The organism is Dyella tabacisoli, assembly GCF_003350925.1.
Classification (GTDB): domain Bacteria; phylum Pseudomonadota; class Gammaproteobacteria; order Xanthomonadales; family Rhodanobacteraceae; genus Dyella_C; species Dyella_C tabacisoli.
The window spans coordinates 112,065-125,827 of record NZ_KZ857185.1 but is presented as its reverse complement, the minus strand read 5'-3'; the positions used below and the strand labels follow the sequence as shown (position 1 = coordinate 125,827).

Genomic DNA, 13,763 nt, shown 5'->3' with positions numbered 1-13,763 from the left:
CAGTCCATTGGCCTGGGTCACCGCCAGCGTATTACCGCTGTCGGTGTACACATAGGTGGTGACATTGCCCAGTGGATCGGTGGTGCTGAGCAGACGCCCCAAACCGTCGTAGGTGAAACTTGTGGTGTTCAGCGTCGCGCGGTCAAATCCACGCAAGGTCACCTGCTGGAGCAGACGGCCTTGAGCGTCATAGCTGTACGTCGTCATGGCAGCGCCAAAACTGCCGACACCGGTGCTGACACCGGCGCCCGTGGCGTCCACGGTGTCCCACGCCGACCGCGAAGACAACTGGCCGCGCACGTCGTAGTTGTAATCCACACGGGTGGTGCGGGTCAGATCCTGCGTCGTTGTCCACGAGGTGACGGTCGCCAGATCGGGCAGGTGGGTGGGGCTGAGCGTGCCCACGCCATAAGTGGCACCGGCAAACGTGCGGGTCATGGCGAGCAGGCCGGCGCCGTTGTATTGGGACTCGCTGACGGCACCGGTGGCATCGATCGCAAAGCGCAGGCGATCGCTGCTGTCGTATACGTAGTAGGTGGTTTGTGCGCCGCCGGGGGGCACGTAACCGCCCTGGCCCAGCACGCCTTGCGCCGGCACGGTATAGATCGTGCGGCTCACCACCTGGTTGTCGGCGTTGTAGGTCATGTTGGCGGTGTGGCCGGTGGCGTCTTCCACGCTCAACCGGTTGCCGTTGGCATCGTAGGTGTACGTCGTGATGCCGCCGTTGGCGTCGATGACCTGGGTCAGGTTGCCGTTGCTGTCGTAGCTGTAATGCGTGGTGGCACTGACCCCGTTGACCGCCGGGGCCACCACTTGGGTCAGCTCGCCGGCCGGGTTGTAGGTGTAAGTCCAGGTGCGGCCCAACCCATCGGTGACGGTGGTGGTGTCGGTACCCAGGGTGTAACCCAGTGTCAGTGTCTGCGCGGCCGCGCCACTGCCGGTGGTGATCGTCGCCACGCGATACACGCCGTTGGCATCGGCGGCATAGGTATAGCTGACGGTGGTGCCATCACTTTGCGTGACCGACGCCACGCGATCGCTGCTGCCGTCGTAGGTATAGGTCGTCGCGTAACTGGCCGTGCTGGCGCTGTTGGTGTCCGAGGCCAGCGTGGTGGTCACGGTGCTCAGGCGGCTCTGGGTATCGTAGGTGTAGGTGAGCTGCTGGCGCGTGACGGCGGTGGTCTGGCCCGGTGGGACCTCGCTGATAGACAGGCTGCTTAAGCGCCCCGAGGTGTCGTAGCCCAGCGTCAGCGTGTCGCCATCACCGGCGACGATCGTGTGCAACTGGCTGCCGGTGTAGGTGAAGCTGTAGCTGGCTCCGGTCTCCAGGGTGCTGAACTGGGTCAGTTGACCGGTGGCGTTGTAGACCTCTTGCTGCCGGCTGGCGCCATCGGTCCAGGTCCAGGTCGACGCCCCCGCGCTCCATGCCAGCGTATCGGTGCTGCCGCTCTGGCCGCTACTGACGTACTTGCCCAGGGTCGCGTTATAGGCATAGGTCACTGCTGAACCGTCATCGGCGATGCGCGAGACCGTACTGCCGGCGGTGTTGAGGGTGCCGGCGAGTCCGCTGATGGTGCGGTTGAAACCGAACTGCCAGCCTTGGTTACCGCTGAGCTGGCCGAGACTGTTATAGGTGCGCAGTACGTTGAGCGGCAGGCCGTCGAAGACCAGCCCCTCGTCCGCGTTTTGCAGGATCAGGTTGCCACTGGCGATGTTGAGGTACTGCCCCACCCGGCCTTGACCGAGCGGCGCTGCCCCACCCGATGCCTGTCCGAGCTGTGTCAGTGAAGTATTGCCCAGCCCCAGACCATTCCCTGCGATCACTGCGACCATCGTTCATCCCCTGCATGAGCTAACCCATCCCGCCGGCCGAAGCCGGGGGCTCTATAGGGTTAATCCAGAGGACGAAGTAAAAGTTTAGGGGGGGTAAATTAAGCGCCTGCGTGAGTTTCCCGTGGCAACTCGACCAGCCACCCACCAAGCTCCATCCAGGCAGCCGTATACCTATGGCCTGACTAGGGCCATGACCTGACTAGGGCGCTACCCGTGCACTCGAACGCCCTTGCAACGACAACAGCAGCAACACCACGGCAAGGGCCAGATAAGCACCGGCAAACTGCCAGACTATCTGGCGCGAGGCTGGCTCCAACAACCACGGCAGATACACCCCGCCGGCCAGCTCCGCCGAATGAATCACGCCGAACAGGCTCAGTACGCCGCCTAACAAGACAATCCAGGCTGCGCGCGCTGTGCGGCCGTCGATCAAAGCGACCACGAAACTGGCCCAGATCATGGCGGTGATGATGAAGCCATTGCCCAGCACGGTAATCACCGCCAACTCGGAGATTCCGTGCGCGCTGCTGTCGAACAGTCCCGCGAAATGCTCGGGCGACACATACGTAGGGTCGCTCAGCTTGATCGTGAGCATGCGCGCGATCGCCGGGAAAAAACTGAAGACCACCGCAGCGGCGTAGCGCATCGGCGTCGCTTCAAAGGCCTGCACCGTGATACCGATAGCGACGAACACCAGAATCGGCGCCAGCACCGACAGCGGCACCAGTTCGATCAGATTGGACAGATAACCCAGCACTCCGCCCAAACCGATGACCACGCCGGTAAGCAAGGTGTAGCCACTGCGCGCGCCCATGGCTTTGTACGAAGGTTGGCCGATATAAGGTGTGGTCTGCGCCACGCCGCCGCAAAAACCCGCCACCAAGGTCGCCAATGCTTCGACCAGCAAGATGTCGCGCGTGGCATAGTCGTCGCCTGCTGCACGTGCGCTCTCGGTGACATTGATGCCGCCCACCACCATCAACAAACCAAACGGCAGGATCAGCGGCAGGTACGGCACCGTGTAAGCCAGCCCATGTATCCATTGCAGGGTTGGCAGCGGTAGCGCAAAACGCCATTGCCAGGCTGCCGGTGCGTGATAGCCCGTGCCCAGCCAACCCAATGGACCCAGCACGTAATACAACAAGGCACCAACGATAAAGGCGACCAGCACGCCGGGCAGCCCGAATGGCAGGCGTCCACGCGCAACCAATGCATACAACACCACACCCAGCCCGGCGAAACCCACCACCGGCACCTTGAGAATCTCGACCAGGGGCAAGAAGCCCATCAACACCAACGCAATACCGGCAATGGAACCAAGCAAGCCAGCACGCGGCACATGCCGTTGCACCATCGCACCAAAGAACGACAGCACGAACTTCAGCACCCCCATCACGACCAGCGCCGCCATACCCAACTGCCAAGTCGCGATGGCCGCAGCATGCTCGTCCATGCCGCTTTGTTTAAAGCCAAGGAATGCGGGCCCCAGCACCAATAAGGCCATGCCGATGCTGGTCGGCGCATCCAGCCCCAACGGCATCGCGGTAACGTCATCGCGCCCGGTACGTCGAGCCAGCCGACGCGCCATCACGGTGTAGGCCAGATTGCCCAGCAATACACCTAACGCGGTACCGGGAAACATACGCAGAAACACTACATCTGCCGGAAATTTGAAAATGATGGTCAACGCGCTGGCGAGAAAAGCCAGGATGGACAGGTTATCCACCACCAGGCCGAGAAAACCGTTGAGATCGCCCGATGCAAGCCAACGGCGCTGGATGGGAGTGTTCACGTGTGCGTGGCTCCGATGAGAAGGCAACATGTCATTCAAAACGACACCTCAGCGGCCTGCGTTACTCGCAACACCGACTGATCGCCCGTACGCTTTTTCCATGCGGCACGAATCGCCTCGATTTTGGCGCGATTTTCCGCCGTATCCGGGTAGTCGATCACCAGTAGCTTGGAGCGCAGTCGTTCGGGGCTGGTCTGTTGCTTGCCCTGCCATTGACCGTAGACATCAAGCACGCTGAGCCCATCCGGGAAACGCGGCGTCACTTCGCGATCAAGAAACTCGCGCCAGCCCTGCTCGCTCACGCCATGCTCAGGCTGATCGGCCAGCCCCAGGCCGAAATACAAGCGGGTATCGACCCAGCCTTGCGTCTGCGCCGGATGAGCAGCATCGCCATGCAACGTAGCAGTCACTGGAATCGACTGCGCTGCAGGCTGCACAGCACACCCCACCAACACCGCGGCAAAAAACACCGAGACCGCAAACCTGGCTAAAGATAATTCCTTGAACATTTGGACATCCAGACGTATAGACCGTATCGCGTGAAGTATTGACAACAATTTCGTCGCAATGCAACAAATGGTTCGCACCGGGGAACGGGGAACGGGGAACGGGGAACGGGGAACGGGGAACGGGGAACGGGGAACGGGGAACGGGGAACGGGGAACGGGGAACGGGGAAAAGCCTAAAAAGCACAAGCAAAAAAGCAAGAACAAAAACAAACAAAGATCAAAAAAGAACGCGGCACCGCAAGCACCCATCAGTCCACACGTTCCCCGTTCCCTATTCCCCGTTCCCTGCTCTACCTCCGTTCCCTGCGCCCTCCGCTCCCCGCCCTCTTTCAGCGACAATACCCCCCATGAGTGAACACCCCCACCTCCACCCGTGAGTACATCCCTCGAATTGCCGTTCGATGCACCCATCGAGCCCGGCCTGATGGTCGTTCATGGCAATCGTCTGGAAGATCTACGTGATCTGCTGACCGCCTGGCTGGCGCGCGCGCCGCTGCGTCCGCTGGAAAACGAGCTGATGCTGGTGCAGAGCAATGGTATTGCGCAGTGGCTGAAGCTGGCTCTGGCACGGTCGCCGGAAGCCGGCGGCCTGGGGATTAGTGCAGCCGTCGATGTGCAATTGCCGGGACGTTTTTTGTGGGCAGCCTATCGCGCGGTACTCGGGCGCGATGCCGTGCCGCCGACCTCGCCCTTCGACAAGTCGCGGCTGACCTGGCGTCTGCTGCGCTTGATTCCGCAGCATCTGCACGATGCCGAATTCGTGCCGCTGAAGGAATTTCTCGGCGCCACGCCCGACGGGAACAAAACCGGCCTCATCAAGCAAGTTCAACTGGCCGAGCGTATCGCCGACCTGTTTGACCAGTATCAGGTCTATCGCGCCGACTGGCTGGCGGACTGGGAAGCGCAGCGCTTTGTGCTGCGCGACGAGCTGCGCGACCGCAGCATGCCACTGCCTGACGATCAACGCTGGCAAGCGCGGCTGTGGCGTTTGCTGCTGGATGACGTCGGCGACGTGGCATGCCATAACCATCGCGCAGCCGTGCATCAGGCTTTTTTGCAGCGCATTCACACCATGCAGGTACGGCCGGCGATGCTGCCGCGGCGCATCGTGGTGTTCGGTATTTCCTCGCTGCCGCAACAGACATTGGAAGCGCTGACCGCACTGGCTCGCTTCAGTCAGGTGCTGTTGGTCGTAGCCAACCCTTGCCGCCATTACTGGGCGGACATCATCGAAGACCGCGAACTGCTCAAAGCCAGTCAGCGCCGACAGACGGGCAAACCGGGCCTGCCGGCCGAGCCGCGCTACGAAGATCTACACCTGCACGCCAATCCACTGCTGGCCGCCTGGGGCAAACAAGGGCGCGACTATATCCGCCTGCTCGATGCCTTCGATCAACCTGAACGCTACCGCCGCCAGTTCAGCGCCTGGAATCGCAGCATCGATCTATTCACTGATGTAGTGGCCCCTGACCTCGGTGAACCCACCGTGCTGCGGCAGGTGCAGCAAGCCATCCTGGATCTCGAACCGCTGCCGGTCGAGCCCATGCAACGCAAAGCATGGCATGCCGGCGACGATTCGCTGCGCTTTCACATCGCGCACAATCCGCAGCGCGAAGTGGAGATTCTGCACGACCAATTGCTCGCGCTGTTCGAACAGGCCGCGCGCGCAGGCAAGCCGCTGGCGCCGCGCGATGTGATCGTCATGGTGCCAGATATCCGCACCTATGCCCCACATGTACGGGCGGTGTTCGGTCGCCTGGCGCCTGGCGATCCGCGTCACCTGCCTTATTCCGTAGCCGACCAACCTGCGCGCGGCACGGCACCGTTGATGGTTGCGCTGGAGCACCTGCTGGCGCTGCCCGAGTCACGCTTCGCGGTCAGCGAAATTCTCGACCTGCTCGACGTGCCCGCACTGCGCCAGCGCTTCGGCGTCAAAGAGACCGACTTGCCGACACTACGTCGCTGGATCGACGGCGCCGGTATTCGCTGGGGTTTCAACGGCGCACAGATACAAAGCCTTGAACTGCCCGCGCTGGAACAAAATAGCTGGGTCGCCGGCTTGCGGCGCATGTTGCTGGGCTATGCGGTCGGCGATGGCAGCACCCATGAAGTCAGTAGCTGGCATGGCATTGCGCCGTATGGCGAAGTCGGCGGCCTGGACGCTGCCATGCTGGGGCCGCTCAGCCTGCTGCTGGAACAACTCGACCGCTATTGGAAGTTGCTGCGCACGCCTGCCACGCCAGCACAATGGTGCGAGCGTTTGCGCACCCTGCTCGCCGATCACTTCGACGCCAGCGAAAGCGAGGACGATGAACTGCTAAGCCGCCTCGACGATGCGCTCGATGCCTGGCAGCAGGCCTGCGACGAAGCTGCTTTTGCCGAGGCGATTCCGCTCGCTACCGTGCGCGACCATTGGCTGGCGGCCATCGACGAAAGCCGCCTGTCACAGCGCTTTATGGGTGGCGCGGTGAGCTTTGGCACGCTGATGCCGATGCGCGCGATTCCCTTTCGAGTGGTGTGTCTGCTCGGCATGAACGACGGTGATTACCCGCGCCGGCAAACGCCGGTGGATTTCGATCTGATGGCGCTGCCCGGCCATGCTCGACCGGGTGACCGTTCGCGGCGCGAAGACGATCGCTATCTGTTTCTAGAAGCACTGCTCTCGGCCCGCGATGCCTTGCATGTCAGTTGGGTAGGTCATAGCGCACGCGATAACAGCGTGCTGCCGCCCTCGGTTCTGGTCGGCCAGTTGCGCGACTACCTGGCAGCCGGCTGGCATAGCGAGAACCACAGCGACAACCTGCTCAACGCACTCACCACCGAATATCCATTGCAACCCTTTAGCCGCCGCTATTTCGGCGCGGGTAGCGACGCTCGCGTATTCACCTATGCCGATGAGTGGCGGCAAGCGCATCGCACGCAAACGGCAACACCTTTGGCAACCTTATCGCCATGGCTGCCTGAGGCCGCACTTCATGCGGGCCAGCTTCAAAGCTTTCTGAGCAAGCCGGTGCGTTACTTCTTTAATCACCGGCTCAAGGTGCATTTCAGCGAGACCGATGTCGTCGGCACTGACGAAGAACCTTTCGCCTTGGATGGCCTGCAGCGTTATCAGGCGCGGCAAGAAGTGCTGCTTGCAACGCTCGATGCGGACGATGCCAACGATGCCATCGCTCACGCTTCGCGCCGGTTACGCGAACAAGGTGCGCTGCCGCCAGGTGGCTTTGGCGAACTGGTACAAGCCGACATCGCCAACGAGACCCGCGACCTCGCCGCCATCTGGCGTGCTATCGGCCAACTCTCGGCACCGGTCGCCGATAAGTACGAACTGCGCTATAACGCGCACGGGCTGCAAGTCGAGGATTGGCTGACGGATCTGCGGCGGGATGCGCATGAGTCTGGTCAGCCCCCATCGAATAACTACCTGCGACTGGAGCTGAGTTATGGCAAGTTGCTGGCCAGTGGTAGCGCGACCCATAACGGCAAGCTCCGCTATGACAAGCTGATCGCCGCCTGGGTGATACACCTGCTGGCGAACGCGCAGGGCATCTGCATGCAAACGCAGATTATCGGTGTGGATGCGCAACCCACTCTGCGCGTACTTGCACGCGAAGAGGCATGCACCGCACTCGACGAGTTATTGCACGCGCTGCGTGCAGGTATGGCGATGCCGTCACCACTTGCGCGCAAGACCGCCTTTGCCTATCTGCAAGCCGAGCGCGACAAAGACGACCCGATCGCCGCCGCCCGGCTCGCCTACGAAGGCGACAACGCGGGCTTTCGCCTTGGCGAGCTGCATGAGGACGCTTATTTGGCACGCGCCTGGCCCCGTTTCGAGAATCTGCTTCAGGCCGGCTTCACCGACATACTCGCGCCCTACCGCCGCCTGATGGATGCCGCCTCCCTCAGTGGAGGCGAGGCATGAACACGCTGGCACCACTCGACCCGCTGCGCCTGCCGTTGCACGGCATCCGCCTGATCGAAGCCAGCGCGGGTACCGGCAAGACCTGGACGATTGCCGCGCTGTACTTGCGGCTGGTGCTGGGTCACGGCGGCGAGCATGCATCCAGCCAGCCATGGCTGCCCGCGCAAATCCTGGTACTGACCTTTACCAAGGCCGCCACCGCCGAATTGCGCGAACGTATCCGCGCACGCTTGACCGAGGCCGCCGGCGCTTTTCGCGGACGCAGCCAGCCGGATGATTTTCTTAGCGCCTTGATCGCGCAATACCCCGACGCCGATGCTCGTGCCGGCGCGGCGCGTCAATTGGAACTGGCCGCGCAATGGATGGATGAGGCATCGGTGTACACCATCCATGGCTGGTGCCAGCGCATGCTTGGCCAGCACGCCTTCGATAGCGGGCATGCCTTTGTGCAGGACACCGAGGCCGATGAAAGCGCCTTGCTGGCCGAAGCCGTGCGTGATTATTGGCGCCAGCAGTTCTTTGTGCTCGACAGCGATGGCGCAGCACAAATCAACAAACTGTGGAAAGCCCCCGACGCCTTGCAAAAAGCCCTGCGGCCACTGCTGCGCCAGGCTCCCGAAAGCCTGCAGTTGCATGGCAGGCCGTTGTCCGCCGTCGCCGACCTGCAAGCCGAACTGACCACCCAGATCGCACCGTTGCGCGAGGCGCAAACACGCGCACGCGACTACTGGATGCGCGATTTCCATGAGATCGAAGCGCTTCTGACCGATGCCATGAACGCCGGCATCTTCAACGCCAATATGATGAGACCGGCGAACTTCAGCAGCGATCTGCTTGCGCTGTGGCGCTGGGCCGGCGGCGCAGCATGCGATGACGTGATACTGGCGCGCTATACGCAAGCGAAGTTAATCAGTGCAACCAAGGCCAGCTCGATCAAGCAAGGCTTCAGCCCGCCCAAACACCCCGCCTTCGTCGCGATGGGTGAGTTGCTGGAGCAACAAGCTTCGCTGTCGGGATGGAAGCCGTTGATTCTTGCGCATGCGGCGCCCTGGGTCGCACAGCGATTGGATAACGCCAAACGCCAACGCGCTCAACTGGGCTTCGACGACATGCTCAAACGTCTCGATGCCGCACTACATGGCATGAGCGGAGAGCGCCTGACCCAGACACTGGCGACGCAGTACCCGGTCGCCCTGATCGACGAATTCCAGGATACCGACCCGCTGCAATGGCGTATTTTTCAGCGCATCTATGCCGCCCGCGACAACACCGCACATGATCGCAACGGCCTGCTGCTGATCGGCGATCCCAAGCAGGCGATCTACAGCTTTCGCGGTGCGGACATCCATACCTATCTGCGCGCGCGTGATGCGGCGAGCCACCCCACCTGGACGCTGACCACCAACTACCGCTCGACCGACGCCATGGTAAAAGCGGTCAACCGGGTGTTCGAGTTTGGCGATCGCCACGCCGAAGGTGCCTTCGGCTTTGGCCGCGGCGCGCGCGGCCTGCCGTTTCATCCGGTGCATGCACATGATCGTGCCGAGCGCCTGCTGCTCCACGGCCAACCACTGCCGGCGCTGCAACTGGCGCTGCAAGCGAGCGAACAACCGATCAGCAGCACGGCTTATCAGCAAGCTATGGCCGAGCAAGCGGCGGCCTACCTGGTTTATTTACTCGATGCGGCGCAGTCCGCGCGCTGTGGCTTTGTCGATGCCGAAGGCGTGCTGACACCACTCAGCGCAGGCGACATCGCCATCCTGGTACGTAGCGGCAAGGAGGCCGTTGCCATCCGCACGGCATTACAACGGCGTGGACTGAAAAGCGTGTTCTTGTCCGACCGCGATTCCGTTTACGCCTCGGCCGAGGCCGCCGATGTGCTGCTATGGCTGCGCGCCTGTGCCGAACCCGGCTCGGATCGCGCCATGCGCGCCGCGTTGGCCGGCACTACCATGGGCCGTAACTACGCCGAACTGGATCGCCTCAATCTCGACGAACGCTATTGGGAGCAATGCGGCGAATGGTTCCGCCGGCTGCACGAAAGCTGGTTAAGACATGGCGTGCTGGCGATGCTGCATGACTTGCTGCATCTATTCGATCTACCTGCGGCGCTGCTTGCACGCAGCGATGGCGAACGCGCCCTGGCCAATCTGCTGCATCTGGCCGAGTTGCTGCAGCAGGCTGCGGCAGGGCTGGATGGCGAGCATGCGCTGATTCGCCACCTCACCACGCAGATCGCCCAGGCCGAGGATGCTCAATCGGATACGGTTGAAGAACAAATCGTGCGATTGGAAAGCGAAGACGCGCTGATCAAGGTCGTGACCATCCACAAATCCAAGGGATTGGAATATCCACTGGTACTCATGCCGTTCGCCTGCAGCGCTCGTACGCCCCGCGCTTATGAAAGCGTGGTGTGGCATGACGCCAACGGTACACCACGCATCGACCTGCAAGCCGATGCCGATGCGCTGGCGCAAGCCGACCGCGAACGCCTGCAGGAAGATCTGCGCCTGCTCTATGTCGCCCTCACCCGCGCCCGCCATGCCTGCTGGCTCGGCATTGCCTGCTACAAGGTCGGCAATGCCAAGGCCTCCGCGCTGCATAAGTCGGCATTCGGTTATTTGTTGTCGGGCGGCGAGGCCATCGAGCCGGCCGACTTGTTGCCGCGCCTGCGCGAGATGCAAGATGGGCAAGCCGACATTCATATCGTCACGCTGCCGGATGTATCAGACACGACCCGTTTTCGCGCGACCGACAGCGAACAAGCGACACTGCAGCCCGCGCGCCACTATCACGGCGCATCGCCCGAACGCTGGTGGATTGCCAGCTACAGTGCGCTCAAATATGCCGACACCATGTCGGAGCAAGCGCAGAGCGCTGCCGAAACGGCCACCCAGGATGTACTTGCCGAAGCACGTGCCGAGCTGAGCGAGCCTTTCACGTTGCCACCCATGCTAAAGACGGCTGTCGGCATGCATGCATTTCCGCGCGGTGCCGAACCTGGCACTTTTCTGCATGGTTTATTTGAATGGGCTGCCGAGGAAGGCTTTGCCACTGTCGCCGCTACGCCAGCGATGCTGGAGGAACCCATCGCACAACGTTGCCAGCGACGCGGCTGGCAGGCCTGGAGCAAACCGCTGCTGCACTGGCTGCCCGAGTTACTGCGTACGCCGCTGGCCTTGCCCGGCACCAGTACACACACCATAGCGCTAGCCGCGCTTGCCGATACCACGAGCTACCGTGCCGAGCTGGAATTCTGGATCGAAGCGCAACATGTCGACACGCTGTTGCTGGATAAGCTTGTCAGCCAACACACCCTCGACGCCCGCCCACGCGTGCCGCTGCTACAAGAGCAACTCAACGGCATGCTGAAAGGCTTTATCGACCTGGTCTTTGAACACCAGGGGCGCTACTACGTGGTCGATTACAAATCCAACTGGCTCGGCGACGATGCCAGCGCCTATACGGCCGACGCGATGCGCGATTCGATACTGCGTGAACGCTACGACCTGCAATACGCCATCTACACCCTCGCCCTGCATCGTCAATTGCGCGCACGCCTACCGCACTACAACTATGAGCGTCATATGGGCGGTGCCTTATACCTCTATTTGCGCGGCGTAGACGCTAACGGCCATGGCGTACATCGCGAACGGCTGTCTTACGAGCTGATCGACGCGATGGACAGACTATTCAACAGCGGAGGCCACGCCAATGCTGCTCGATAGCTTGCTCGCCGAAAGTAATCCGCATCCGGGCCGATTGCGCGCCCTGGATGTGAGCTTCGCGCATTTTCTCGGCACGCTCGATATTCAAGCCGATCCAACGGTGCTGCTGCTCGGTGCCTTGGTCAGCCGACAGGTCGCCGACGGCCATCTATGCCTGGATCTAAGTGCGTTAGTCGAACTGGCCGACCAGCACGATTGGTCGCCAGTTTGGCGACAATCGCTACTGGGTGTTGCGCATGATGAATGGCGACATCGCTTACTCAGCTCGCCACTGATAAGCAACGCCGGCAGCGACAAGCCAGCATCGCCCCTGGTCCTGGATGGTCTGCGCCTTTACCTGCGCCGCTACTGGAACCACGAGCAGTTCATCGCAACGACACTGCGTCAACGGCTGGCGAATCCGCTCGCCCTGCCCGCGCATCTCGGCGACGAACTGACGCGACTGTTTCCACCAACCGCCGCCAATACACCCAACTGGCCACGCATCGCCTGCGCCTTGGCTGCGCGTGGTGCGTTCACTGTCATCACGGGGGGGCCAGGCACCGGGAAAACCACCACCGTAGTACGTCTGCTCGGCCTGTTGCAGACACTGCAACTAAGCGAGCAGCCGCGCCCACTGCGCATTCGTCTGGCCGCGCCCACCGGCAAGGCTGCCGCACGTCTGAATGCATCCATCGCCGCGCAGCTCGCTCAATTGCAAGTCGACGATAACGTGCGCGCGACCATCCCTGCCGAGGTCGATACGTTGCACCGGCTGCTTGGCGCGCGCCCGGATACTCGCCGTTTTCGGCATCACGCCGGCAATCCGCTGCATCTGGATGTCCTGGTCATCGACGAAGCGTCCATGATCGACCTGGAGCTGATGTCCGCCGTGCTTGCCGCGCTACCTGCGCAAGCGCGCTTGATCCTGCTCGGCGACAAAGATCAGCTCTCCTCTGTAGAGGCCGGTGCGGTACTCGGCGATCTTTGCCGTAACGCTGAAACCGGTCACTACAGCAAGGCCACGGCGATCTGGTTGCGCGATCTCACCGGCGACGACATCAGTGCATGGATCGATGAAATATCGCCCGATTTAAATCAGCCCGATCTCAATCAGCATGTAGCGATGCTGCGCCATAGCCATCGTTTTGGCGCCGGCAGCGGTATCGGCCAGTTAGCGCGCGCAGTAAACGCCGGTGATCTCGCCCAAGTACAGGCCTTGTTGCGCAACCCGCCACCGGACATCGCCTGGACCGACACCAACGCCGACGCTCGCCAACTCAGCGCACTCGTGCTCAATAATCACGGCGAACGGCGAGGTTATCGTCATTACCTCGAACAACTGCGCCTCATGCGCCCCGCAAGCCAGGCCGACAACACCGCTTATGTGACTTGGGCGCGACAAGTCCTGGCCGACTTCAATCGTTTTCAATTGCTTTGCGCATTGCGCCAAGGCCCTTACGGCACCGAGGGACTGAACCGGCAAATCGCCGAGATCCTGCAACAGGCCGGCCTGATCGAAACCAGCCACGGCTGGTACGAAGGCCGTCCGGTCTTGATAACCCGCAACGACTACAACCTCGGTCTGATGAATGGCGATATCGGCATTGCCCTGCGAATTCCCGATGACGATGGCGAATTGCGTTTGCGCGTGGCCTTCCATGTCGCGACCGGCACCGATTCGGACATCCGTTTCGTCTTGCCGTCACGCCTGAGCGAACTGGACAGCGTGTACGCGATGACCGTGCATAAATCGCAAGGCTCTGAGTTCGAACACTCGGCGTTAATCTTGCCGGCGGAGCCCCATGGCGTGCTGAGTCGTGAATTGCTTTACACCGGCATCACCCGCGCACGCCGCTGGTTCAGTCTGGTCGGGCGACAAGAAGTGATCGAGTTGGCGACATCGCGGCTCACGCGGCGACATTCGGGATTGGCAGACAGGCTGTAGCAGCCTGCTCCCTCCCCTGCTCGCAGGGGAGGGCTGGGGAGGGGTAACG

General features: G+C 61.9%; 6 protein-coding genes. 3 read left to right on the top strand and 3 right to left on the bottom strand.

Annotation, left to right across the window (positions count from 1 at the left end):
• The 3 genes from DVJ77_RS20185 to DVJ77_RS20175 all read right to left on the bottom strand — a co-directional run.
• Positions 1-1,833: RHS repeat domain-containing protein (locus DVJ77_RS20185; protein WP_162791615.1), on the bottom strand; the 1,833-nt coding region annotated here is incomplete at its 3' end.
• 199 nt (positions 1,834-2,032) lie between these two features.
• On the bottom strand, positions 2,033-3,625 hold the full coding sequence (locus DVJ77_RS20180; protein ID WP_225428113.1) for a SulP family inorganic anion transporter: 1,593 nt from the start codon (positions 3,623-3,625) through the stop codon (positions 2,033-2,035).
• A 35-nt stretch (positions 3,626-3,660) separates the two neighbouring features.
• Positions 3,661-4,134, bottom strand: a complete 474-nt coding sequence (locus tag DVJ77_RS20175; protein ID WP_114847328.1) for a DUF3574 domain-containing protein — start codon at positions 4,132-4,134, stop codon at positions 3,661-3,663.
• Positions 4,135-4,507: 373 nt separating this feature from the next.
• Between DVJ77_RS20175 and recC the strand changes: the two genes are divergently transcribed.
• The 3 genes from recC to recD are packed head-to-tail and all read left to right on the top strand — an operon-like array spanning position 4,508 to position 13,714.
• Complete coding sequence (gene recC / locus DVJ77_RS20165) at positions 4,508-8,059, top strand: exodeoxyribonuclease V subunit gamma (RefSeq protein ID WP_225428112.1); 3,552 nt, start codon at positions 4,508-4,510, stop codon at positions 8,057-8,059.
• Positions 8,056-11,787 carry an exodeoxyribonuclease V subunit beta gene (gene recB, locus DVJ77_RS20160; RefSeq protein WP_114847326.1) on the top strand — a complete coding sequence of 1,244 codons (3,732 nt, stop codon included), beginning with the start codon at positions 8,056-8,058 and terminating at the stop codon, positions 11,785-11,787. Before recC ends, recB begins: the two co-directional genes overlap by 4 nt.
• On the top strand, positions 11,774-13,714 hold the full coding sequence (gene recD, locus DVJ77_RS20155) for an exodeoxyribonuclease V subunit alpha (protein ID WP_114847325.1): 1,941 nt from the start codon (positions 11,774-11,776) through the stop codon (positions 13,712-13,714). The genes recB and recD overlap by 14 nt, the downstream gene beginning before the upstream one ends.
• Positions 13,715-13,763 lie beyond the last annotated feature (49 nt).